Annotated in this window: 18 protein-coding genes; 8 read left to right on the top strand and 10 right to left on the bottom strand. The window is 71.6% G+C overall.

Annotated elements, in window-relative coordinates; genetic code table 11:
* The first annotated feature begins 107 nt into the window (after positions 1–107).
* Positions 108–1,529, top strand: a complete 1,422-nt coding sequence (locus NUT86_RS15175; RefSeq protein WP_274735739.1) for a S28 family serine protease — start codon at positions 108–110, stop codon at positions 1,527–1,529.
* A gap of 138 nt (positions 1,530–1,667) precedes the next feature.
* On the opposite strand, the gene NUT86_RS15170 is transcribed toward NUT86_RS15175, so the two are convergent.
* The 3 genes from NUT86_RS15170 to NUT86_RS15160 all read right to left on the bottom strand — a co-directional run bounded on the left by NUT86_RS15170 (position 1,668) and on the right by NUT86_RS15160 (position 5,852).
* Positions 1,668–3,521 (bottom strand): glycoside hydrolase family 3 protein, encoded by a 1,854-nt coding sequence (locus tag NUT86_RS15170; protein ID WP_018093053.1) that lies wholly within the window; start codon positions 3,519–3,521, stop codon positions 1,668–1,670.
* 373 nt (positions 3,522–3,894) lie between these two features.
* Positions 3,895–4,758: a sugar phosphate isomerase/epimerase family protein gene (locus NUT86_RS15165; RefSeq protein WP_274740481.1), complete on the bottom strand. Its 864-nt coding sequence runs from the start codon at positions 4,756–4,758 to the stop codon at positions 3,895–3,897.
* Positions 4,759–4,868: 110 nt separating this feature from the next.
* Positions 4,869–5,852, bottom strand: a complete 984-nt coding sequence (locus NUT86_RS15160) for a bifunctional helix-turn-helix transcriptional regulator/GNAT family N-acetyltransferase (RefSeq protein ID WP_274735737.1) — start codon at positions 5,850–5,852, stop codon at positions 4,869–4,871.
* A 165-nt stretch (positions 5,853–6,017) separates the two neighbouring features.
* On the opposite strand from NUT86_RS15160, the gene NUT86_RS15155 reads away from it, so the two are divergent.
* The 5 genes from NUT86_RS15155 (at position 6,018) to NUT86_RS15135 (ending at position 13,134) form a co-directional block, all read left to right on the top strand.
* Complete coding sequence (locus NUT86_RS15155; protein WP_159488206.1) at positions 6,018–7,169, top strand: Gfo/Idh/MocA family protein; 1,152 nt, start codon at positions 6,018–6,020, stop codon at positions 7,167–7,169.
* 68 nt (positions 7,170–7,237) lie between these two features.
* On the top strand, positions 7,238–8,311 hold the full coding sequence (locus tag NUT86_RS15150; RefSeq protein ID WP_274735733.1) for a dihydrodipicolinate synthase family protein: 1,074 nt from the start codon (positions 7,238–7,240) through the stop codon (positions 8,309–8,311).
* Positions 8,308–9,165 carry a sugar phosphate isomerase/epimerase family protein gene (locus tag NUT86_RS15145; RefSeq protein WP_274735732.1) on the top strand — a complete coding sequence of 286 codons (858 nt, stop codon included), beginning with the start codon at positions 8,308–8,310 and terminating at the stop codon, positions 9,163–9,165. The genes NUT86_RS15150 and NUT86_RS15145 overlap by 4 nt, the downstream gene beginning before the upstream one ends.
* A gap of 289 nt (positions 9,166–9,454) precedes the next feature.
* Positions 9,455–11,668 carry an SF1B family DNA helicase RecD2 gene (gene recD2, locus NUT86_RS15140; protein ID WP_274735730.1) on the top strand — a complete coding sequence of 738 codons (2,214 nt, stop codon included), beginning with the start codon at positions 9,455–9,457 and terminating at the stop codon, positions 11,666–11,668.
* 176 nt (positions 11,669–11,844) lie between these two features.
* The gene (locus tag NUT86_RS15135; protein WP_109889859.1) at positions 11,845–13,134 is read left to right on the top strand and encodes a citrate synthase; all 1,290 of its coding nucleotides are present in this window, start codon (positions 11,845–11,847) and stop codon (positions 13,132–13,134) included.
* Between the two features lie 546 nt (positions 13,135–13,680).
* Here the strand turns inward: NUT86_RS15135 and NUT86_RS15130 are convergent.
* Positions 13,681–13,968, bottom strand: a complete 288-nt coding sequence (locus tag NUT86_RS15130; protein ID WP_018093045.1) for a heavy-metal-associated domain-containing protein — start codon at positions 13,966–13,968, stop codon at positions 13,681–13,683.
* 227 nt (positions 13,969–14,195) lie between these two features.
* Between NUT86_RS15130 and NUT86_RS15125 the strand changes: the two genes are divergently transcribed.
* Positions 14,196–14,846: a DedA family protein gene (locus tag NUT86_RS15125; RefSeq protein WP_274735727.1), complete on the top strand. Its 651-nt coding sequence runs from the start codon at positions 14,196–14,198 to the stop codon at positions 14,844–14,846.
* Between the two features lie 44 nt (positions 14,847–14,890).
* Here NUT86_RS15125 and NUT86_RS15120 read toward each other — a convergent pair whose 3' ends face one another.
* Complete coding sequence (locus NUT86_RS15120; protein WP_266443219.1) at positions 14,891–15,922, bottom strand: Gfo/Idh/MocA family protein; 1,032 nt, start codon at positions 15,920–15,922, stop codon at positions 14,891–14,893.
* Between the two features lie 283 nt (positions 15,923–16,205).
* On the opposite strand from NUT86_RS15120, the gene NUT86_RS15115 reads away from it, so the two are divergent.
* Positions 16,206–17,363, top strand: coding sequence for a LacI family DNA-binding transcriptional regulator (locus tag NUT86_RS15115; protein WP_274735725.1), 1,158 nt, complete (start codon positions 16,206–16,208; stop codon positions 17,361–17,363).
* A gap of 87 nt (positions 17,364–17,450) precedes the next feature.
* Here NUT86_RS15115 and NUT86_RS15110 read toward each other — a convergent pair whose 3' ends face one another.
* From NUT86_RS15110 to NUT86_RS15090, 5 genes are all read right to left on the bottom strand, one after another.
* Positions 17,451–17,645, bottom strand: a complete 195-nt coding sequence (locus NUT86_RS15110; RefSeq protein ID WP_018093041.1) for a helix-turn-helix transcriptional regulator — start codon at positions 17,643–17,645, stop codon at positions 17,451–17,453.
* A 372-nt stretch (positions 17,646–18,017) separates the two neighbouring features.
* Positions 18,018–18,386, bottom strand: a complete 369-nt coding sequence (locus tag NUT86_RS15105) for a peptidoglycan-binding domain-containing protein (protein ID WP_274735721.1) — start codon at positions 18,384–18,386, stop codon at positions 18,018–18,020.
* A gap of 97 nt (positions 18,387–18,483) precedes the next feature.
* Entirely contained in the window at positions 18,484–19,905 is a 1,422-nt protein-coding gene (locus NUT86_RS15100) for a sugar porter family MFS transporter (protein WP_274735719.1), read from the bottom strand.
* A 730-nt stretch (positions 19,906–20,635) separates the two neighbouring features.
* Complete coding sequence (locus NUT86_RS15095; protein ID WP_026170247.1) at positions 20,636–21,655, bottom strand: Gfo/Idh/MocA family protein; 1,020 nt, start codon at positions 21,653–21,655, stop codon at positions 20,636–20,638.
* A gap of 392 nt (positions 21,656–22,047) precedes the next feature.
* The gene (locus tag NUT86_RS15090) at positions 22,048–22,968 is read right to left on the bottom strand and encodes a sugar phosphate isomerase/epimerase family protein (RefSeq protein ID WP_266443231.1); all 921 of its coding nucleotides are present in this window, start codon (positions 22,966–22,968) and stop codon (positions 22,048–22,050) included.
* Positions 22,969–23,291: the final 323 nt, after the last annotated feature.

Here is a 23,291-nt window from a genome sequence, read left to right as displayed (position 1 = left end):
CTTCCGGAGCGGGGGAGACCGATCCTCCGAACGGCGCCAAGGGCTGGTGGCACCCCCGTCGCGCCGATAGGTTCAGCCCGACCTTTGCTATCCCAAGGGGAGGGTGCATGCGCAAGGCCACCAGATGGCTGCTGTCTCTCGCGGTGCTCATAGGCACGGTGGGAGCCGGCAGCGTGCCGGCCGGGGCGGCTACCGCCGCAGGGCCGGAGACCGAGGACATCAAGGACCGGATCCTCGCGATCCCGGGAATGAGCCTCGTCGAGGAGAAGCCGGTCGACGGCTACCGCTACTTCGTTTTGAACTACACCCAGCCGGTTGACCACCGGCACCCCTCGAAGGGGACCTTCCAGCAGCGGCTGACCCTGCTGCACAAGTCGGTGGACCGGCCGACGGTGTTCTTCACCTCCGGGTACAACGTGAACACCACACCGTCCCGCAGCGAGCCCACCAAGATCATCGACGGCAATCAAGTCTCGATGGAATACCGGTACTTCACCCCGTCGCGGCCCACGCCCACCGACTGGAAGAAGCTGGACATCCGGCAGGCCGCCAACGACCAGCACCGTATCTTCCGGGCGCTGAACCGGATCTACGACAAGAACTGGATCGACACCGGCGGCAGCAAGGGCGGGATGACCGCCACGTACTACCGCCGCTTCTTCCCGGACGACATGAACGGCACCGTCGCCTATGTCGCGCCCAACGACGTACGCAACGACTCGGACGCGGCGTACGACCGGTTCTTCCGGACCGTCGGGACCGCGGAGTGCCGCACCGCCCTGACCGCCATCGAGCGCGAGGCGCTGCTGCGCCGCGGGGAGATGGTCAAGCGCTTCCAGGACTGGGCCGACAAGGAGAAGCAGACCTTCACCAAGGTCGGCAACGCCGACCGGGCCTATGAAGTCATGGTCACGGACCTGGTGTTCGGCTTCTGGCAGTACCAGCCGGCCGAGACCGCCTGCGCCGAGGTCCCCGAGCCGACCGTCTCCACGGACGAGCTGTGGAAGTGGATGGACAAGGTCGGCGGCTTCGACAGCTACACCGACCAGGGCATGGAGCCCTACACGCCGTACTACTACCAGGCGGGAACCCAGCTCGGTGAGCCCGGCTACCGCTACCCGCAGCTGGCCGGCCTGCTGAAGTACCCCGGCATCAACAACTCCCGGTCGTTCGTGCCGAAGGACATCCCGATGCGCTTCGACAAGCGCGCGATGCCCGACATCGACCGCTGGGTGCGGCACCGTGCGCACCGGATGATGTTCGTCAACGGCCAGTACGACCCGTGGAGTTCGGAGCACTTCGAGGTCGGCAAGAACGGCGCACGGGACTCCTACGTCTTCACCGTGCCCGGCGGCAACCACGGCTCGAACATCGCGAAGCTGAAGGAGGCCGACCGCACCAAGGCCACCGCCGAGCTTCTCGACTGGGCCGGGGGCCAGGCCCCGGAGGGCAAGCCCACCCCGCTGGCCCCGGACGACAAGAAGCTGGACAAGCAGGAGTTCCGGCGGATGCCGCTGCTGCGGCCCTGAGTCCGCGGGGTGCCGTGGGCCGCAGTGCCCCGCGCCCGCAGTGAGGTGACGGCACGGAACCGGCGCGCTCCCCGAGACCGGGGGAGCGCGCCGGGTCCGTGACCGGGGGGACGCGCCGGGTCCGTCTCCGGCCCCGGCTCAGTACGTCAGCCCGTGGCCGATCTGGTAGAGCGCCCGGGTCGGGGCGTCGGCACGCATTATCGGGACGGGCAGTCTGCCCGCCGGATCCCGCTGACCGGCGATCACCCGGGCCGCCGCCCGCAGCTCCACATCCGTCCACGAGTAGCTCGCCAGCGCCGCCCGGACACCGCCCAACTGGGCGATGTCATAAGGGTTGCGGACCGCCAGCTGCACCACCGGCTTGCCCGTGGCGAGCAGCGCGTCGACCAGCTTCCGCTGGCCCGAGGCCGCAGTCACGTTGTAGGTGGCCACCACCACCGCGTCCCGCTCGCCGAGCGCCGCCACCGCCTCGTCGATCCGCTGCTGGGTCGGCGTCTGGCCCGTGGACAGGGCGGTGGCCGTGAAGCCCAGCTCGGTGAGGGCCCTCGCCAGCACCGTGGTGGGCGGACCGCCGGTCCCGGACGGCGCGGCCACGTCGACGCCCGCCACCAGCACCCTGCGCTCCCGGAGCCGGGACAGCGGCAGGATGCCGGTGTCGTTGCGCAGCAGTGTGGTGGTGCGCTCCGCGATCCGGTCGGCGGCGGCGAGGTGACCGCGGGTGCCGACCGCCCGGTCCACGGCCTGGTGGGTGGTGTACGGGTCCTTGAAGAGCCCGCGCCGCTCCTTGAGCAGCAGGATGCGCATCAGCTTCGTGTCGAGGTCCCGCTCGGTCAGCTCGCCCTCCCTGAGCGCGGTGAGGACGGCACCGTGCGCGACGGAGAGGTCCGGAGGGTTCAGCAGCTGGTCGACACCGGCCTTCAGGGCGAGCACCGGCACCCGGGCGTCGCCGTACTTCACCCGGACGCCCTCCATCCCTAGGGAGTCCGTCACCACCACCCCGTCGTAGCCGAGGCGTTCGCGCAGGATGCCGGTGAGGATGGGGCGGGAGAGGGTGGCCGGGTCCTCGCTCGGGTCGAAGGCGGGCACGACGATATGCGCCGTCATGATCGAATCGATTCCGGCGGCGATCGCGGCCCGGAAGGGCGGCGCGTCCAGCCGCTCCCACTCCTCGGCGCTGTGGTGGATGTACGGCAGCCCGACATGGCTGTCGGTGTCGGTGTCGCCGTGACCGGGGAAGTGCTTGGCGCAGGAGGCGATCCCGGCGCCCTGATAGCCCTTCACCTCGGCGGCGACCATACGGGCCACGGCCTGCGGGTCCGCGCCGAAGGAGCGCACGCCGATGACCGGGTTGGCGGGGTTGACATTGACATCGGCGTCCGGCGCGTAGTCCTGCCGGATGCCCATCGCGAACAGTTCCTCGCCCGCGATCCGGGCCGCCGTACGGGCGTCGTCGCGGGAGCCGCCCGCGCCGAGCGCCATCGCCCCCGGGAAGAGCGTGGCGGGCGCGCCGACGCGGGCCACTATGCCGTGTTCCTGGTCCGTGGAGATCAGCACCGGGACGGGGAGGCGCTGGGCGGCGGCGGCCTTCTGGATGCCGTTGGAGAGGTCGGCGATCTGGTGCGGCTCACGGGTGTTGTGCGCCCAGCCGAAGTAGATGATGCCGCCGACGTGGTACTTGGCGATCAGCTCGGCGGCGTTGGCGACGCCGATCTCCTTCTGGTTCGCGGCGGCATCGGCCGGGTCGGGGTCGGTGGCGGAGTGCCCGTAGACCCGCATGACGAAGAGCTGGCCGACCTTTTCCTCCGGAGTCATACGGGAGATGAGGCGGCGCAGCCGGGCCCGGGTGGCGGCGGACGGGGCGGGGGCGGCGGGCCGGAGTCCGATGGCGGGCGCCGTGCCGTGGGCCGTGCCGTGCGCGGGACCGGCACCCGCGCCCGTGGCAGCGGCGGCCGCGGCGGCCGCGGTGGTCAGGACGGTACGTCGGGAGTGCATCTGCGCTCCTTCCGGAGGGCTTCCTCGGCTCTGTGAAGGAAACTTCCAAGGAGACACGGATAGCCGGAAAACTATTGTCGGTCAATGACTCGATCCGTGGTGGCGCCCAGCTATTGCGCGGCGGCCGGGGATGTGTGATGGGGCGTCGGGCGCTGCCTCGGATGCCGCCTTGGCCGCCGCCTCGGACTCCGCTCCGGGGCCGGGCCGTCGGCCATGTCCGGAGTGGAGTCGGGCCGTCGGCTATGTCCGGAGTCGGGCCGACGGCCGCCCTCCGGGGCCGGGCCGGGCCGACGGCCACGCCCGGAGTCGGGTCGGCGCCACGCCCGGAGTCAGGCCGACGGCCATATCCCGGGTCGGGCCGACGGCGGCCCGCTCAGGAGTCGGCCGGCCCGTCCAGAAGCCGCTGGAGGTGGATGCGGCCCGGGGCCAGCAGGTCGGGGAGCCCGGCCGCCTCCGGATACCAGCGCTTCTCGTACTCCCAGCACAGCCAGCCGCCCGCGCCCTGGTCATAGGTGCCCTCGGGGGCGGGCACGGGGCCGTGGGCGCCCGCGGGGTCCTGGCTCAGGGTGTCCAGGACGGCCGCCAGCGGGACCGCGCCGGCACCGAGCGGGAGCGGTGTACGGTCCTCGGCCGAGGCGACGTCCTTGACCTGGACATAGCCCAGATGCGGGGCGAGCGCGGCATGGGTGTCGGCCGGCTCCTCACCGCCGAGCCAGCTGTGCAGCACATCCCACAGCGCCCCGATCTGACGGTGTCCCACGGGGCCCAGCACACGGGCGGCATCCGCGCCCGTACGGTGCGAGTCATGGGTCTCCAGCAGCACCCGGACGCCCCGTTCGGCCGCGAGCGGCGCCACCGCGGCGAGCCGCCGGGCGGCATCCGCGTCCGCCTCGGCCGCCGGCCGCTCCCCGCCGCCGGGGAAGACCCGCACATACGGCGCCCCCAGATCGGCGGCGAGCCACACCAGCTCGCTCAGCTCCTGTGCCAGCTCCTCCTCGCCCGCCATATCCCGATCAGCGGCGACCTGCGCGTATCCGGCGACGGCCAGGATCTCGACCCCGGCGTCCGCGAACTGCTGGCGCACCGCGGCCCGTTCCCGCATCCCGAGCAGCGGATGCACCGGCTCCTCCGGATGGGCCCGCAGCTCCACGCCCTGATACCCGGTATCGGTGGCCAGCCGCAGGACGTCGGCCACCGGCATCCCGGGCACACCGAGGGTGGAGAACGCGAAGCGCATCGCGGGGGTGGTGCCGTGCGTGTTGCCCGTGCTGACCATGCCTGGGCTCCTCCTCGTCGGTCATGTCATCGTCGTCCGTCCCCTCCACCCTGCCCGCAATGCGCGCGGCATCACAGCACCAGCCGCCAGTCCTGGCCGACCAGGTCCTGCCCGAAGCTGTGGTGCGCCGACTCGGTGACCAGCTCGAACCCGGCCCGCTGATAGATGCTGCGGGCCGCGCCGAGGACGGAGTTGGTCCACAGCACCATCTCGCCGTACCCGGCCTCCCGGGCGAACTCCACACAGGAATCGACGAGTTGACGGCCCACCCCGTGGCCGCGGGCGTCCGGCTCCACCAGCAGCAGCCGCAGCCGGGCGACCCCGGGCCTGCCGTCCCGGACACACATCACCGCGCCCGCTCTGCGCCCGTCCAGCTCCGCTATCCAGGTGCGGTCCCACCGCGGGTCGAAGGCCTCGGCGTACTCCGCGACGATCCGGGCCACCAGCGCCTCATAGCTCAGATCGAAGCCGTACTCGGCGGAGTAGAGCGCGGCGTTGCGCTCCACCATCCAGCCCAGGTCCCCGGGGCGGGCCGTGCGCAGCGTCACCGCGGGCCCCCGGTCCCCGGGCGGCTGCTCCGCGCCCTCGCCGAGCAGGGCGCGGATGGTCCGCATCGAGTCCACCAGCCGGGCCCGGTCCCCGGCCGGGAGCCGCTCCAGCAGCGACCCGGCGGCGTCCTGCGAGCGCTCCTCCAGCAGGCCGGCCGCCTCCCGGCCGCCCTCGGTCAGCGTGATGCGCTGCCGGCGGGGGTCCTGCTCGGACCTGCCGCGGGTGATCAGCTCGCGGTCCTCGAACTTGCCGAGCAGCCTGCTCAGATAGCCGGCGTCCAGCGACAGCGAGGCCCGCAGATCCGCGGCGTCCACCCGCTCGTGGTGGGCGACCTCGTAGAGCACCCGGGCCTCGGTGAGCGTGAACGGGGTGTAGAGATGCCGCCCGTAGTCGAGGGCGCCGATCAGGTTCGTATAGAAGCGGTTGAATCTGCGCAGCTCACGGACGTCGGGCGTGGCGTCGCACGCCGCGCCGGAAGTCGTGTCGGATGCCGTCCCGGTTGTCATCGTCGACCCCTCACCCTTGACTGAGTCAAGGATAAGCGACCGGAGCCGCTCCGCGCAGCAGAATTTTCGCGCCCTGTCGGCGCCCGCCCGCGCGGGCTAGCGTCCTCACGGGAGAACGCCCCCGCATGACGATCCTCATCTGCCGCGAGCGAGAGAGGCCGGGCCGTGACACACACGACCGTACGTATCGCCATGAACGGCGTGACCGGGCGCATGGGACACCGCCAGCACCTGGTCCGCTCCGTCCTCGCCCTGCGCGACCAGGGCGGCCTCGCACTCGCCGACGGGACACGGATCCGGCCGGAGCCCGTCCTCGTCGGCCGCTCCGCGCACAAACTGCGGGCGCTGGCCGAACGCCACGGCGTGGAGCACTGGAGCTGCGACCTCGACGCCGTACTGGGCGACGGCACCATCGGCATCTACTTCGACGCACAGATCACCGCCGCCCGCGAGGAAGCGGTGCGGAAGGCCATCGCCGCCGGAAAGCACCTGTACGTCGAGAAGCCCACCGCGGGCAGTCTCGACGGCGCCCTGGAGCTGGCCCGGCTGGCCCAAGAGGCGGGCGTCAAGAACGGTGTCGTCCAGGACAAGCTCTTCCTGCCCGGCCTCCGCAAGCTCCGTCGCCTCGTCGAGAGCGGCTTCTTCGGCCGCATCCTGTCCGTACGGGGCGAGTTCGGCTACTGGGTCTTCGAAGGTGACCTCCAGCAGGCGCAGCGCCCCTCCTGGAACTACCGCGCCGAGGACGGCGGCGGCATCGCGGCCGATATGTTCCCGCACTGGGAGTACGTCCTGCACGAACTGTTCGGGCCGGTCAGAAGCGTCCAGGCACACCTCACCACCCACATCCCGCGCCGCTGGGACGAGTCGGGCACCCCGTACGACGCCACCGCCGACGACGCCGCCTACGGCATCTTCGAACTGGCCGGCGGCATCGTCGCGCAGATCAACTCCTCCTGGGCGGTCCGGGTGCACCGCGACGAACTCGTGGAGTTCCAGGTGGACGGCACCGAAGGATCGGCCGTCGCCGGGCTGCGCCACTGCCGCATCCAGCACCGCGCCGGCACCCCCCGGCCCGTCTGGAACCCGGACGTCCCGGCGTCCGAGCCGTTCCGCGCGCAGTGGCAGGAGGTCCCCGACAACGCCGCCTTCGACAACGGGTTCAAGGCACAGTGGGAGCTGTTCCTGCGGCATGTCGTACGCGACGAGCCCTGGCGCTGGGACCTGGCGGCGGGCGCCCGCGGCGTCCAGCTCGCCGAACTGGCGCGCCGGTCCTCCGCGGAGGGCCGCCGCCTGGATGTGCCGGAGCCGATCCGGTGAACACCCCGGCGCACGCGTCCCCGTCCGCGCCGGGCCCCGTTTCCCGGTCCGCTCCCGTGCCGCCCCCCTTGCGCTCCCGCACGGTCCTCGCCGCCGCCCATGTGGTCGCCGATCCGCACGCCGACACCACCCCGGACGGTCCGGCCGCCGTCGACTGGGACGCCACCCTCGCCTTCCGGCACCACCTGTGGTCGCACGGCCTGGGCGTGGCCGAGGCGATGGACACCGCGCAGCGCGGTGCGGGCCTGGACTGGGGCGCCGCCGCCGAGCTGATCCGGCGCTCCGCCGCCGAGGCACGGGCGGTCGGCGGGCTGCTCGCCTGCGGCGCCGGAACGGACCAACTCCCCGCACACGGCGCCTCCTTGGCCGACGTCCGGAACGCCTACGAGGAACAGCTCACCGCCGTTGAGGCGGCCGGTGCCCGACCCGTCCTGATGACGTCCCGCCAGCTCGCCGCGGCCGCCACCGGCCCGGACGACTACCGGGAGCTCTACGGCCACCTGCTGCGCCAGACCACCCGGCCGGTGATCCTGCACTGGCTCGGCGAGATGTTCGACCCGGCACTGGCGGGCTACTGGGGCAGCACGGAACCCGACACCGCCACCGGAACGCTCCTCGCCCTCGTAGCCGACCACCCCGCCAAGGTGGACGGCATCAAAATCTCCCTCCTGGACCCCGGCCGGGAGGTACGGCTGCGCCGCCAACTGCCACCGGCCGTACGGTGCTACACCGGCGACGACTTCCACTACCCGGAGCTGATCGCCGGCGACGGGCACGGCTACAGCGATGCCCTGCTGGGCGTCTTCGACCCGCTGGCCCCCTTGGCCGCGGTCGCCGTACGCCGCCTCGACTCCGGGGACACCACCGGCTTCCGGGCCGCCCTGGACCCGACCGTCGCGCTCGCCCGGCACCTCTTCGCGGCACCCACCCGCCACTACAAGACCGGCGTGGTCCTGCTCGCCTGGCTGGCGGGCCACCAGTCGCACTTCACCATGGTCGGCGGCCTCCAGTCGGCCCGTTCGCTGCCGCATCTGCGGCGCGCCCACGAACTGGCCGACGCGCTCGGCCTGTTCCCGGACCCGGAACGCGCCGCCCACCGGATGCGCACCCTGCTCACGGTCTACGGAGCGGACGACGCATGAGCCACAACACCCCCTCGCTCCTCGACCGTCTCAGCCTCAACCAGGAGACCGTCCGCCAGTGGTCGCTGCCCGAACTGGCCGACGGCTGCGCACGCGCGGGCGTACGGGGCGTGGGCCTGTGGCGCGCGCCCGTGCAGCAATTCGGGGTGGCCGCGGCCGCCCGGCTGATCCGGGACGCCGGGCTGCGGGTCACCAGCCTGTGCCGGGGCGGGTTCTTCACCGCCGCGGACCCGGGCGCGCGGGCCGCGGCCCTGGACGACAACCGGGCCGCCCTCGACGAGGCGGCCGCCCTCGGGACCGACACCCTGGTGCTGGTCTCCGGCGGACTGCCGCCCGGCAGCCGGGATCTGCCCGGCGCCCGGGAGCGTGTCGCGGACGCGCTGGGCGAGTTGGCGCCGTACGCCGCGGAGCGGGGCGTACGGCTGGCGCTGGAACCGCTGCACCCGATGTACGCGGCGGACCGGTGTGTGGTCTCGACGCTCGCGCAGGCCCTCGACCTCGCCGAGCGGTTCCCCGCCGACCGGGTCGGGGTGGTCGTGGACACCTACCACCTGTGGTGGGACGACACGGTCGGCGCCCAGATCGGGCGCGCGGGCGGCACCGGCGGCGCCGGTTCACGGCTCGCCGCCTTCCAGCTCGCCGACTGGGTCACCCCGTTGCCCGAAGGCGTCCTGCTGGGACGTGGGCAGCTCGGGGACGGCTCGGTGGATCTGCGCTGGTTCCGGGAGCGGGTCGAGACGGCCGGCTACCGGGGGCCGGTCGAGGTGGAGATCTTCAACCCGGCGCTGTGGGCACGGGACGGCGCCGAGGTACTGGCCGAGATCGTGCGGCGCGTCCGTACCCACGTCGTATGACCGCCGCACGACCTCCGGCTGACCAGGGGACCCGCACCTCGGCCGGCCGGAAAATAACTCCACGGAGGTGTGCAACCGTTGGCCGTCCACAAAGGTCATAGCTGACGTTGGTCCCGAAAAGGGGAGGGATCCGGGGGGATCCGGGACCGGCATGGAGGGGGAATCGAGGGGCCCGACCATCGGACGGGCCCCTCGATGGGAACGCGGCATCCCGGCCCCGGCGCGACGGCGGACCTCACGCGAGGGCAGACCCCCACGCGGTGTCAGACCCCGGCGGTACGGTCGGTGCATGGTCAACGCAGCCGTCGTCGAAGGGGTCCTGGAGCGGATCACCTACGCCAACGAGGAGAACGGCTATACGGTCGCGCGGGTCGACACGGGCCGCGGCTCGGGCGATCTGCTGACCGTCGTCGGCGCGCTGCTCGGGGCGCAGCCGGGGGAGTCGCTGCGCATGGAGGGCCGCTGGGGCTCCCACCCCCAGTACGGCAAGCAGTTCACGGTCGAGAACTACACCACCGTCCTGCCCGCCACCATCCAGGGCATCCGCCGCTATCTGGGCTCCGGACTCATCAAGGGCATCGGCCCGCGGATCGCGGACCGCATCGTCGAGCACTTCGGCACGGACACCCTCGACATCATCGAGCGCGAGCCCGCCCGCCTCGTCGAGGTACCGGGCCTGGGCCCCAAGCGGACGAAGCTGATCGGCGCGGCCTGGGAGGAGCAGAAGGCCATCAAGGAGGTCATGGTCTTCCTCCAGGGCGTCGGGGTGTCCACCTCCATCGCGGTGCGGATCTACAAGAAGTACGGTGACGCCGCCATCTCCGTCACCCGCAACGAGCCCTACCGCCTGGCCGCCGACGTCTGGGGCATCGGCTTCCTGACCGCCGACCGCATCGCGCAGTCCGTGGGCATTCCGCACGACAGCCCGGACCGGGTCAAGGCGGGCCTGCAGTACGCCCTGTCGCAGTCCACCGACCAGGGCCACTGCTTCCTCCCCGAGGAGCAACTGATCGCCGACGCGGTGAAGTTGCTCCAGGTCGACACCGGACTGGTCATCGACTGCCTGGGTGAGCTGGCCGCCGACCCGGAGGGCGTGGTCCGCGAGCAGGTACCCGGCGGCGCGGACGGCGAGCCGCCGGTCACCGCGGTCTATCTGGTGCCGTTCCACCGTGCCGAGATCTCCCTGTCCGGCCGGCTGACCCGGCTGCTGCGGACGGACGAGGACCGGATGCCGGCGTTCCGGGACGTCGACTGGGACAAGGCGCTGGCGTGGCTGGCGCGGCGGACCGGCGCTGAGCTGGCCCCCGAGCAGCAGCAGGCGGTGCGGCTGGCGCTGACGCAGAAGGTCGCGGTGCTCACCGGCGGGCCGGGCTGCGGCAAGTCCTTCACGGTCCGGTCCGTCGTCGAGCTGGCCCGCGCCAAGAAGGCCACGGTGGTGCTGGCGGCGCCCACGGGCCGGGCGGCCAAGCGGCTCTCGGAGCTGACCGGGGCGGAGGCCTCCACGGTCCACCGCCTCCTGGAGCTCAAGCCGGGCGGGGACGCCGCCTATGACGCGGACCGGCCGCTGGACGCCGATCTGGTGGTCGTCGACGAGGCGTCGATGCTGGATCTGCTGCTCGCCAACAAGCTGGTCAAGGCGGTGCCGCCGGGCGCCCATCTGCTGCTGGTCGGGGATGTCGACCAGCTGCCGTCGGTGGGCGCGGGCGAGGTGCTGCGAGATCTGCTCGACGGGTCCGGCCCCGTGCCGGCGGTCCGGCTGACCAGGATCTTCCGCCAGGCCCAGCAGTCCGGGGTGGTCACCAACGCCCACCGCATCAACTCCGGTGTGCCGCCCCTGACGTCCGGAATGATGGACTTCTTCCTGTTCGCCGAGGAGGACGCCGAAGAGGCCGGGCGGCTGACCGTGGATGTCGTGGCCCGCCGCATCCCGGCGAAGTTCGGTCTCGACCCGCGCCGGGACGTCCAGGTGCTCACCCCCATGCACCGCGGTCCGGCCGGCGCGGGAGCCCTGAACGGCCTGCTCCAGCAGGCCGTCACCCCGGCCCGCCCCGATCTGCCCGAGCGCCGCTTCGGCGGCCGGGTCTTCCGTGTCGGCGACAAGGTCACTCAGATCAGGAACAATTATGAAAAGGGCCGTAATGGCGTCTTCAACGGCACGGTCGGCGTGGTCACCGCACTGGACGGCGACGAGCAGCGACTGACCGTGCGCACGGACGAGGACGAGGAGGTTCCCTACGACTTCGACGAACTCGATGAACTCGCCCATGCCTATGCCGTGACGATCCACCGCTCGCAGGGTAGTGAGTATCCAGCGGTGGTGATTCCGGTCACCACCAGTGCCTGGATGATGCTGCAGCGCAATCTGCTGTATACCGCCGTGACCCGGGCAAAGCGTTTGGTGGTGCTGGTCGGCTCCCGGAAAGCCCTGGGACAGGCCGTACGCACGGTATCCGCCGGTCGGCGGTGTACGGCGCTGGATCACCGGCTCGCCGGTGCGATGTGATGTCACCCCTCTTTCCTATTCAGGGCGAAGAGGGGCAGGATGGGCACCCAGACGGCACTGAGTGCCGCAGACAGGCCCTATGGCCGACCCCGAGTGCACATCCAAGGCCCAAATGGGGGAAGGTATAGGCAGTCAGGGCACCTCGAAGAAGAGGCACAACGTCGGTGAGGGATGACGTGAGCGACAACTCTGTAGTACTGCGTTACGGGGACGGCGAATACAGCTACCCGGTCGTCGAGAGCACCGTCGGCGACGAGGGCTTCGATATCTCGAAGCTGCGCGCCCAGACCGGTCTGGTGACCCTGGATTCCGGTTACGGCAACACCGCGGCGTATAAATCCGCGATCACCTATCTCGACGGTGAGAACGGGATTCTTCGTTACCGCGGGTACCCGATCGAGCAGCTTGCAGAGCGCAGCACGTTCGTCGAGACCGCGTACCTCCTCATCAACGGCGAGCTGCCCACCGTCGATGAGCTGGCGAACTTCAAGCAGGACATCACCTACCACACCCTGCTGCACGAGGACGTCAAGCGCTTCTACGACGGCTTCCCCCGGGACGCCCACCCGATGGCGATGCTGTCCTCGGTCGTCAGCGCGCTGTCGACGTTCTACCAGGACAGCCACAACCCGTTCGACGAGCAGCAGCGCCACATCTCCACGATCCGGCTGCTGGCCAAGCTCCCGACGATCGCGGCCTACGCGTTCAAGAAGTCGGTCGGCCACCCGGTCGTCTACCCGAGCAACGACCTCGGGTACGTCGAGAACTTCCTGCGTATGACCTTCTCGGTGCCGGCCGCGGACTACGACCTCGACCCGGTCGTGGTCAGCGCCCTCGACAAGCTGCTGATCCTGCACGCCGACCACGAGCAGAACTGCTCCACCTCCACGGTCCGCCTGGTCGGCTCCTCGCAGGCGAACCTCTTCGCCTCGATCTCGGCCGGTATCAACGCCCTGTGGGGCCCCCTGCACGGCGGCGCCAACCAGTCCGTGCTGGAGATGCTGGAGGGCATCCAGCGCGACGGCGGCGACGTCGACTCCTTCATCCGCAAGGTGAAGAACAAGGAAGACGGCGTGAAGCTCATGGGCTTCGGGCACCGCGTCTACAAGAACTTCGACCCCCGGGCGAAGATCATCAAGGCGGCGGCGCACGATGTCCTCTCCGCGCTCGGCAAGTCCGACGAGCTGCTGGACATCGCCCTGAAGCTGGAGGAGCACGCGCTCTCCGACGACTACTTCGTCGAGCGCAAGCTCTACCCGAACGTCGACTTCTACACCGGTCTGATCTACCGGGCCATGGGCTTCCCGACCGAGATGTTCACCGTGCTCTTCGCGCTCGGCCGGCTGCCCGGCTGGATCGCCCAGTGGCACGAGATGATCAAGGAGCCCGGCTCCCGCATCGGCCGTCCGCGGCAGATCTACACCGGTGTCGTCGAGCGCGACTTCGTGCCGGTCGAGGAGCGCTGACGGCCGCCCTGTCAGGGTGCCCCCGCGGTCTTTAGCAGAAAGCGCCCCGCCTCCGGATCCCCCCACGGGTCCAGAGCGCGGGGCGCTTCCCTTGTCCCGGTTGGATTCCCCCCACGGGATCCGTCCGGGCGTTCCGGGTTGCACCGCGATCTGCCGGGACGCGCACGTTCGGGAGGGCCGCTCAAAGCTCCCCGGGCACGTCGCCCCGGCCACGCGTAGCCGGGCACGATCCCCCAAGATCAGCACGGCTGTTGCAGTGCAAGCCCCGCCGGGGTGCCTGCACTGCCCGGTTAGACTCACGACCCCCCTCAATGGTTACGTTCCGATGAGTGTGATCTGGGTCTCTTGCCATATGGGGGCGAATGCGGTCAAGGGCCTCCATCTGAAGATCGGGGCCCTCCGGTATGGGTGTTGTGTCAGTTGTAAGGGCTGTGTGAAATTTCGCGGCCGCCAGCTGTTGGTGATCACAAAGGCCGACGGAAGCCATCGGGGTCCCGGCCCCCTCGGTGAGGGTGCGGCCCGGTGCGAGGGGGCCGGACGCCGGGATCAGGCCGCCTGCCCCACGAGCTCGTAGCCGGCCTCGTCCACGGCCGCGCGGACGGCTTCCTCGTCCAGCGGGGCCTGGGACGTGACGGTCACCAGGCCAGTGGCCGCCACCGCCTGCACCGCGCTGACCCCGGCGATCTCACCGATCTCGGCCGACACCGCACCCTCGCAGTGGCCGCAGGTCATACCGGTGACCTTGTAGGTGGTGGTCACCGCGCCGACCTGGACGTCGGTGCCGCCGGAGTGGCAGGAGCCTTCCGGGGTGCAGCAGGAGCTGTTCTCAGCCATGGGGGACTCTCCTTGTGGTGCCGATGTGTTCCGTGTGGTGCAAGTGCCGGAGTGTCGCAGCGTGCCACGCGAGGCTCAGGCGACCGCCGGTTCCCCCGACCTTACGCACTGTATACCCCTGGGGGGTATCAATCCAAGCCATGGACACCCACACCGCGTTGCCGTGCGCCCCACCACGCGTCAGCCTTGGGATAACGGGCTCGGGGCGGATCCGAGGAGGCGGCCGGATGGACGTACTCGCCTTCTACGGCCTGCTGGTGCTCACCACGCTGCCGCCACTGGTCCCCAACTCCGCACTGCTCGTCTCCGCCGGTGTGCTCGCCTCCCGGGGAGAGCTGTTCCTCCCGCTGATCCTGCTGACCGTCGCCGGCAGCGCCCTGACCGGAGACCTGCTGATGTACCTGGCCGCGCGGCGGTTCGGCGGACCCGTCCGGGCCTGGATGCGGCGCAAACCCCGCCGCCGGGCACTACTGGAGTGGACCTCGGGCCGGATCCAGCGCTACGGCCTGCCCTTCGTGATCGCCGTACGCTTCCTGCCCAGCGGGCGGATCGCCGGCGCACTGGCCTCCGGCGTGCTCCGCTACCCGCTGCGCAAGTACGTCCTCGGCGCCGGTATCGCCGAAGCCACCTGGGCGACCTACTCCGTCGGCCTCGGCTACCTCGGCAGCGCCACCACCGGCCGCCCGCTCCACGCCGCCGCCATCGGCTTCGGCGTCTCCTGCGCGGTTGCCACGATCGGCGCCGCGATCCAATGGGCCGCCCGCCGCCGCGCCCTGCGCGAACCCTCGGAGGGCGGCGGTGAGGGCGAGAGCGGCGGCCCCCGCAAAGGAGACGGCGAGGATCCCGGCGGTCGCGCCTCCTTTGTGGCGGCGACGTGACCGGGAGGGCGGGCGCCGGCGCCGATGCCCCGCCCCGAGCGCCCTCAGGCGCCCGGAACCGCACCCCCGGCCGACGCCCGGACGTCCGCGACGGCCACCGGCTGACCGGTGCGGCGCGAGCGCTCGCACGCCTCGGCCACATAGAGCGCCTCCAGCGCCTCCGCCGGTGAACAGGGGCTCGGCCTACGGCCTGCCGCGACCTCGGTGAAGACGCCCAGCTCGGTGACGTAGGCGTCGTGGAAGCGCTCCATGAACGTGGCATACGGATCGGCCGCCCGCCGCCACGACAGCTCCGCCTCGGCGGACGGCAGCGGCGCCCGGTCGTCGAGCCCGACGAAGCGGGCGCCCTCGGAGCCGCACACCTCCAGCCGGACGTCATGGCCCGCGCCGTTGTAGCGGGTCGCCGTCACGGTGGCCAGGGTGTCGTCGTCAAAGCGCAGCAGCGCCGCGCAGGTGTCGACATCGTCGCCGTCCGCGAAGAAGGACGCCCCGCGATTGCTGCCCTGCGCATAGACCGAGACCACCTCGCGGCCGGTCAGCCAGCGCAGGATGTCGAAGTCATGGATGCTGCAGTCCCGGAACAGCCCGCCGGAGGTGGGGATGTAGCCGGCCGGCGGCGGGGTCCGGTCGCTGGTGCAGGCGCGCAGTGTGTGCAGCCAACCCAGCGCACCGGAGTGCAGCGCCTCGCGGGCGGCGCGGTAGCCCGCGTCGAAGCGGCGCTGGAAACCGATCTGTACGGGCACGGTGCCGGCCCGTGCCCGCTCCACCACCCCGACCGTGCCGGGCACGTCCAGGGCGACCGGCTTCTCGCAGAACACCGGCACCCCCGCGTCCAGGGCCTGGTGGATCAGCGTGGCGTGGGCGCTGGTCGCGGCGGTGATTACCACACCGTCCAGGCCGTCCGCGTACATCTCCTCGATGCCCGGGGCGGCGTGTACGCCGAGAGTGTCCGCCAGTGCGGCGGCCCGCGCGGGGTCCAGGTCCGCGACCACGAGGCCGGTGACGCCCGGGACGCTCCGGAGGGTGGTGGCGTGGAACGCACCGATGCGCCCGGTGCCGATCAGCCCGATCTTCATGCCTCGGTTCCTTTCGGGGGAGGGGGAGGGGGAGGTGGCGGGGAGGGTCTTGAGGGCGGCAGAGGGGGAGGGGCGCGGACAGGGGGAGGGATGGGGCGGAGGGGGAGCGGGGGGAGGAGAGATGTGTGGACGGGTAGACGGGTGGACGGGCGGTGAATTGGAACGGTCCAAACCTCGCGGGTATCGGCACCCTGCATGTCCTGATGTCCGCATGTCAACCACCCTGCAGGCAGACAAGGTTGCGCATTGACGCCGACCTGCACCGATGGAAGGATTTCCGTTCATGGAACGGTCCAACGAGCGAGCCGACGGGCGGACGGACGGCCGGGCCGACGGACGGAACGGCACACGTACCGGTACGCGTACCGGCACACGTACCAGCACACCGCCGGGCGCGGACCGGCCACCGACGATCCGCGGAGTCGCCGAGCGCGCGGGCGTCTCCAAATCACTGGTCTCGCTGGTGCTGCAGGGCTCCCCGCGGGTCAGCGACAGCAAGCGGCAGGCCGTGCTGGACGCCATTGAGGAGCTCGGCTACCGGCCGAACGCCGCCGCCCGCAGCCTGGTGGCCCGCCGTACGCACACCGTCGGGGTGCTGCTGAACGATATGCGCAACCCCTGGTTCGTCGAGGTGCTCGACGGCCTGAACTCCCTGCTGCAGGCGCACGGTCTGCGGATGCTGATGGCCGACGGGCGGCTGGACCGACGTGCCGGCCAGGACTTCGCCCGCACCTTCCAGGAGCTGCGGGTCGACGGTCTCGTCGTCGTCGGCACCCTCCCGGACACCGACGGCCTCGCCGAGGTCGCCGCACGGCTGCCGACCGTCATCGCGGGCAACCACGAACCCCGGCTGCCGCACACCGACCTCGTCGCCAACGACGACGAGCGCGGCGCCCGGCTCGCCACCGAACACCTCATCGGCCTCGGCCACCGGCGGATCGCCCACATCGCCGGACAGGGCCTGGTAGGCGAACTGCGCCGGCGCGGCTTCGAGGCCGCGATGCGCGCCCACGGCCTGGCCGAGAACGCCGTAGTGGCGAGCGGCGACGGGACCGAGGAAGGTGGCTACCGCGCCGCCGTCCGGCTCCTCACCCCGCCACCCGTCACCTCACGCCCCGGTGACGGGCCTGCGGCCGCCCAACGCCCCACCGCCGTCTTCGCGTTCAACGACATCTCCGGTGTCGGCGCGCTGTCCGCGGCCCAGGAGCTGGGCCTGCGCACGCCCGCCGATCTCTCCCTCGTCGGCTACGACAACACCTACCTCGCCCGCATCCGCCACCTCTGGCTGAACTCGGTGAACAACGCCAGCCACGAGGTCGGCCGGCGCGCGGCGCGCTGCCTCCTGGACCGTATGGAGCGCCCGGACGCCCCGGCCGGACAGCAACTCGTGGCGCCGGAGCTGGAGATCAGGGGGTCGACGGCACCACCCCGGCCCGACTGACCGCGCCGGGGGACGTACCACTCATGGCGCCCGGGAACACTTGGCGGGCGATGCCGCCCGAGCACCCCGGGGCCGGTCCGGTGGCTCTCAGCGCCGGCCGCGTTGGCCCGGTCGCTGCGCCACCCACCTTCTGACCGTATCGGCGAACCAGTACGGTTTTCCGCCCTCCACCAGATCCGGTTCGGGCAGCAACCCGTGCTTCCGGTAGGAGCGCACGGTGTCCGGCTGTACCTGGATGTGCGCGGCGATCTCCTTGTACGACCAGAGCTTGCGGTCGGTCATCTCTGCCACCTCCTGAGCGCCGTACGCAGGGTCGGCCCGGAGAGCCGGCAGGGGGCTGCGTACGGCCTGGTGATCACTCACCCTGTGCCTGGACAACGACACCGAGTAACCATGGGGGAGGGGCTGTTGAACGGCTGTGACGTAAGGCGCGCGTAACGGTGACAGCTGTGACGGGGGGCGGACGGCTGTGACGGGGGCGGGACGGACCGGAGGGGGCGGGGCGGGTCGAGAAGGGGGATGAGCCGGAAGGGGGCGGGCCGGTCTGCGCGGCCACGGTGCCGCGGGCGCACAGACGTGTGGCGGGCCGGTCCCCGGCTGGGGAACCGGCCCGCCACAGGCGTGCCGTAGGCGGCCGGACGTGGATCAGGCGTATCAGGCGTGGTACAGCGCGTACCAGGTCTTCTTGCCGACCTTGCCGTCAGCGGTCAGATGGTGCCGGGACTGGAACTTCTTCACCGCGGCCCGGGTCTTGGGGCCGAAGTACCCCGTCACATCTCCCCAGGGGAGATAGCGGCGGTTCGCCAGCAGGCACTGCACCTGCCGGACACGGTCGCCGCTCTGACCGTAGACGGTGAGGGCGTTGCCGTTGTAGTACGCGCAGGCGGCCCGCGTGTCGGCCCGCCCGCCGGCCGGACTGTCGGCGGACGCCGGGCCGGTGAGCAGACCCGCGGTCAGCAGACCCGCGGTCGCGGTCAGGACGGCCGTGCGCTTGACGGCATGGCTGAGTGCGTTGGTTTTCACGAATTCCACCGTTTCCCCCGTTGGATGTGATTCCACTCACAGTGACGCCGGGAACGCGGTCCGTGGTTCCCGCGATCGGCAACCTGCCGACGCCCCGTCAGGCCGCGGCCGGTGCGGCCCCCGTCGCCTTCCGCAGCTCGTCCTCCAGATCCTCCAGCGCCAGCCCCTTCGTCTCCGGCGCGTACCGCTTGCAGAACACCAGGGACAGGACGCACATCGCGCCGAAGAACCAGAAGGTGGTGCCGGCGCCGACCGCGTCGAGCAGCAGCGGAAAGACCAGCGCGACCCCGAAGTTGACCAGCCACATCACGAACACCGCGGCGCCCATGGCCAGTCCGCGGACCTTCAGCGGGAACATCTCGGCCAGCAGCAGCCACACCCCCGTATTGAGAGTGCCCTGCATGAAGGCCATGTAGAGGACCATCAGGCCCAGCACCAGGGTGCTGACGCCGGGGGAGTGCGGGAGGTGGAAGGAGGCGCCGAGCAGGGCGAGCGAGACGGTCATCCCGGCCAGGCCGGTGAGCAGCATGGGCCGTCGGCCGACCCGGTCGATCAGGGACATCCCCAGCGCGGTGGCGAGCACCGAGATCACACCGATCGCGATGGTGGCGGTGATCGAGGCACCGGTGCCCAGACCGGTCGACGCCAGGATCTTGGGCGCGAAGTACACCACGGCGTTCACACCGGTGATCTGCTGGACGGCCGCCAGACCGATCCCGACCAGCAACAGCCGCCGTATCCACGGCGTGCGCAGCTGCTGCCAGCCGCCTCGCCGGGCATCGGCCTCCAGGCTGCGGGCGTGATCGATCCGGGCCAGCTCGGCGGGGACCTCGTCGGCGGGCAGCGTACGGCGCAGCACCCGGGCCGCCTCGTCCTGCCGCCCCTTGCTGATGTACCAGCGCGGGGTGTCGGGCAGGAAGAACAGCCCGACGAACAGCGCCACGGCCGGCAGCGCCGCCAGGCCCAGCATCCAGCGCCAGGCCGCCCACTGGGCCAGGAAGGCATTGATGAGGTAGGCGAGCAACTGGCCGCTGACGATCATCAGCGAGTTGAAGGAGACCAGCCGGCCGCGGATGTGCGGGGGCGCGACCTCGGAGAGATAGAGCGGGGTGATGACCGAGGCGCTGCCGACGGCGAGGCCGAGGACGAAGCGCGCCACGGTCATGAACGGGACGTCGGGGGCGAGCGCGACGGCCAGCGCACCGCCGATGAACACGGCGCCCGCCCACAGCAGGGAGTTGCGCCGGCCCAGCGCATCGGACATCCGGCCGCCGATCAGCGAGCCGAAGGCCGCGCCGATCAGCAGCGCGCTGGTGATGATGCCCTCGTCCAGGGAGGTGAGGCCGAAGTGGCCCTCCATGAAGGGGAGCGCGCCGGAGATCACTCCGGTGTCGTAGCCGAAGAGGGCGCCGCCGAGGGCGGCAATGGCAGCGATGCCGACGATGAAGCGCCTGGCGTTCCGGTCCCGCGCACCCTCGCGCGGGCCGACGGACGCCATCTGACCGGTCGGAGCCGCCATCAGCAGCTCCGGCCCGCCCACGCCCGGCCGGTCAACCCGGCGTCGGGAGCGGGGCGTTGGTGCGGGGGCAGGTGGCCGTGCGGGCCGGCGTCGGGAGCGACGTACATGGTGCGGGGCCTTTCGGTGGACCAGGTGCGGGCGCAGGCGCGGCGGCGGCCTGGGGGAGCGGGCGGCGCGCTGCGGCGGTACGGGGTGTGTGGGTGGAAGGGGTCAAGGGGGGCGGGGGGTGCGGGCGCGGCGGGTGCCCGGGCGTACGGGCGTACGGGCGTACGGGCGGAGAGGGCCTCTGTGGCTGGGCGGCGCAGCGTGGGGCGGACGGCCGGCGTGGGCCTAGGGGGCAGGGGAACGGAGCCTCGGCGGCTGGGCGGCTCGGCGGCGCTGCGCGGGGCGGGCGCCTCACGACAGGCCGCCGCCGGCGGCGGACCGCCTCCGTGCTGCGCCGCCTCAGCGGTACGGCACGGCGACGGGCCGCCTCACCCGTAGAGCGCGGCGACGGGCCGCCTCACCTGTACGGCACGGTGACGGGCCGCCTCACCCGTACAGCGCGGCGACGGGCCGCCTCACCCGTAGAGCGCGGCGACGGGCCGCCTCACCCGTACAGCGCGGCGACGGGCCGCCTCACCCGTACAGCGCGGGCCGTTGGATCAGCTCGACGGCGGTACGGCGTGCACCGGCGGCGGGGCGCTCAAGCGGCGGGGGCCCGGGGACGGGGGCTCGGCGACGGGGCGCCTCATCCGTACAGCGCGGGCCGCTCGATCAGTTCGACCGCCACCCGCTCGCCGGTCGTCTGGGCGCGCACACCCGCCTCGCAGACGGCGGCCGCGGCATAGCCGTCCCAGCAGCTGGGGCCCTCGATCTCGCCGCGCCGGGTGGCGTTCACCCAGCGCTGCACCTGCCGGTCGTAGGCCTCCTCGAAGCGCTCCACGAAACCGGGGGTGATCGCACCGCCCCAACGGCCCGCGGTGTTGCTGAACACTCCGTGGTCGTCACCGATCCTGGCCGTGCCGCCTTCGCAGACCGCCTCACAGCTGACCTGGTACCCGAAGCCGCAGTTGACGAAGATCTCGGTGTCCACGACCTGGCCGCCCGCGGTCTCGAAGAGGATCAGCTGGGGGTCGCTGAGGCCCTCCGGAGCGTTGCCGGTGGGGGCCGGGCGCAGCGCCCGCACCGCGGTGATCTCCTCCCCCAGCAGCCAGCGCGTCACATCGATCTCATGCACCACCGAGTCGTTGATCATCATCGCGTTGGTGAAGCCGGGCGTGCTGCCGGCGTTGCGGTGCTTGTTGTGCAGCATCAGCGGCCGGCCGTAAGTGCCCTGGTCCAGAAGGGACTTGAGGGCGCGGTAGTCGGCGTCGTAACGGCGCATGAAACCGACCTGGACCCGGCGGTGCCCCAGCGCCTGCTCGGCCTCCAGCACCCGCAGCGCGGAGGCGGCGTCCGGCGTCAGCGGCTTCTCGCACAGCACGGGCAGATCCCGCGCGAAGGCGTCCAGCAGCGTCGCCTCGTGCGCGGGTCCCGGCGAGGCGATCAGTACGGCGTCCACCCCGGGGTCGTCCATGGCGGCGGCCGGGTCGGTGTAGGGGGTGCACCCTTCGATGCCGTCGGCGAGGTGCTTGACCCGCGCCGCGTCGATGTCGACCACGGCCGCCACCCGGGCGCCACTGATCACCTCGTTGATCCGGCGTACGTGGTCGGCGCCCATCCGGCCGGTGCCGATGACCGCCACGCCCAGCGTTTCGTGCGAAGTCATGTCGTCCACAAGTCCTTACGTGCTACGGAGTGTGAGGGATACCCTGAGAACGGAACTGGTTACGCTCCGTAATCGTTGCCGGGGTAAGAGGAGGAGGCGTCGCGCGGCGGGCGCGCACGACGTGCAGGTGTACGGGGAGGGTAGGTGCGAGGCGTAGGCGCGCGAGGCGGATGCACACGCGCCGTAGGTGTACGAGGCGGTCACGCACGAGCTGTAGACGTACGAGGCGGCCGCGTGCAAGGCGCAGGCGTACGGGGTGGGCACGCGCGCGCACGAGGTGCAGGCGTACCCGACGCAGGCGTCCGAGATGTGCGCTACGGCATCCGCGTACGGCATCGCGTACGACATCGCGTGCGAGTCCTACCGCCGCACCCGCAGGAGGTGCGGGCGGCTCATGCCCCGCACGACCGCAGGAAGCGGCGGGTCCGCTCGGCGATGGGGAAGGGCTGGTCGGGCGGGCAGGGGTACATGTCCTGCTCGACGATGGCGAAGAGGTCGACGTTCAGTTCCTGGGCGGCCTCCAGGACGGGCGGCAGTGCCGGTACGCCGAGCGGCGGCTCGCACATCACGCCCTGCTTGACGGCGGGGCCGAACGGCGTGCCCTTGGCGACGACCTCGCCGAGGATGTCCGGGTCGACCTGCTTGAGGTGGAGGTAGCCGATCCGCTCGCCGTAGGTGCGGATCAGCTTGACGCTGTCGCCGCCGCAGTAGGCGTAGTGGCCGGTGTCCAGGCAGAGGTTGACGAGGCCGGAGTCGGTGGCGTCCAGGAACCGCTCGACATGCTCTTCGGTGTCGATGTGGGTGTCCGCGTGCGGGTGGACGACGATGTCCAGCCCGAACTCGTCCCGCACCCGCTTGCCCAGCCGCTCCATGCCGGTGGTCAGATGCTTCCACTGCTCCACGGTCAGCTCGCGCGGTTCGAGTTCCTCGGCGGTCTTGTCGTCGCGCCAGAAGGACGGGATGACGACGAGGTGCCCCGCGCCCATCGCCTGGGTGAGGGTGGCGACCTCGGAGACGTGCGCCCAGGTCTTGTCCCATACGGACGGGCCGTGGTGCAGCGAGGTGAAGATCGTGCCGGCCGAGACCTGCAGGCTGCGGCGGGTGATCTCCTCGCGCAGGACGGCGGGGTCGGTGGGGAGGTAGCCGTACGGGCCGAGTTCGATCCACTCGTACCCCGCCTCGGCGACCTCGTCCAGGAAGCGTTGCCAGGGGACCTGCTGGTCGTCGTCGGGGAACCAGACTCCCCACGAGTCGGGTGCGGAACCGACGCGGATGCGGTCCAGGACGGGCTGGGCGGCATGGGGAACGGGCATGCTGCGGCTCTCCTCTCACCGGTCGGCGGTGACCGGGAGGCGCTGGGGTGGGGTTGTGGGGCACAGCCTCTCTGCCGCCCCGGGGAGTGTCAAGACTTCGTCCTGACATAAGGACTTAAGGACTTTGTCACTCGGGGTGTGTCGGGAGGGTAGGTCGGGCGCCGGGCGCCGGGGGCGCGCGGGCCCTTTCCCTGGGTGCGCGGGCGCCCCTTCCGGAGTCGCGTGGGAGTCGCGTGGGTCCCTTCCGGAGTCGCACGGGCCCTTCGCTCCGGCTTCCCCCGCGCCTTCGCCCCGGCCTCCCTCGTCACCTTCGCCCCGGCCTC

The organism is Streptomyces sp. G7(2002) (assembly GCF_028870195.1).
Classification (GTDB): domain Bacteria; phylum Actinomycetota; class Actinomycetes; order Streptomycetales; family Streptomycetaceae; genus Streptomyces; species Streptomyces nigrescens.
The sequence above is the reverse complement of the archived record's forward strand: the minus strand, read 5'-3'. Positions and strand labels throughout refer to the sequence as shown.

Excerpts from the sequence above, each read along its gene's own strand:
- NUT86_RS15175 (WP_274735739.1), top strand. The coding sequence starts at position 108 with ATGCGCAAGGCCACCAGATGGCTGCTGTCTCTCGCGGTGCTCATAGGC.
- NUT86_RS15170 (WP_018093053.1), bottom strand. The coding sequence starts at position 3,521 with ATGCACTCCCGACGTACCGTCCTGACCACCGCGGCCGCCGCGGCCGCC.
- NUT86_RS15165 (WP_274740481.1), bottom strand. The coding sequence starts at position 4,758 with ATGCGCTTCGCGTTCTCCACCCTCGGTGTGCCCGGGATGCCGGTGGCC.
- NUT86_RS15160 (WP_274735737.1), bottom strand. The coding sequence starts at position 5,852 with ATGACAACCGGGACGGCATCCGACACGACTTCCGGCGCGGCGTGCGAC.
- NUT86_RS15145 (WP_274735732.1), top strand. The coding sequence starts at position 8,308 with ATGAGCCACAACACCCCCTCGCTCCTCGACCGTCTCAGCCTCAACCAG.
- recD2 (WP_274735730.1), top strand. The coding sequence starts at position 9,455 with ATGGTCAACGCAGCCGTCGTCGAAGGGGTCCTGGAGCGGATCACCTAC.
- NUT86_RS15130 (WP_018093045.1), bottom strand. The coding sequence starts at position 13,968 with ATGGCTGAGAACAGCTCCTGCTGCACCCCGGAAGGCTCCTGCCACTCC.
- NUT86_RS15125 (WP_274735727.1), top strand. The coding sequence starts at position 14,196 with ATGGACGTACTCGCCTTCTACGGCCTGCTGGTGCTCACCACGCTGCCG.
- NUT86_RS15120 (WP_266443219.1), bottom strand. The coding sequence starts at position 15,922 with ATGAAGATCGGGCTGATCGGCACCGGGCGCATCGGTGCGTTCCACGCC.
- NUT86_RS15115 (WP_274735725.1), top strand. The coding sequence starts at position 16,206 with ATGGAACGGTCCAACGAGCGAGCCGACGGGCGGACGGACGGCCGGGCC.
- NUT86_RS15110 (WP_018093041.1), bottom strand. The coding sequence starts at position 17,645 with ATGACCGACCGCAAGCTCTGGTCGTACAAGGAGATCGCCGCGCACATC.
- NUT86_RS15100 (WP_274735719.1), bottom strand. The coding sequence starts at position 19,905 with ATGGCGGCTCCGACCGGTCAGATGGCGTCCGTCGGCCCGCGCGAGGGT.
- NUT86_RS15095 (WP_026170247.1), bottom strand. The coding sequence starts at position 21,655 with ATGACTTCGCACGAAACGCTGGGCGTGGCGGTCATCGGCACCGGCCGG.
- NUT86_RS15090 (WP_266443231.1), bottom strand. The coding sequence starts at position 22,968 with ATGCCCGTTCCCCATGCCGCCCAGCCCGTCCTGGACCGCATCCGCGTC.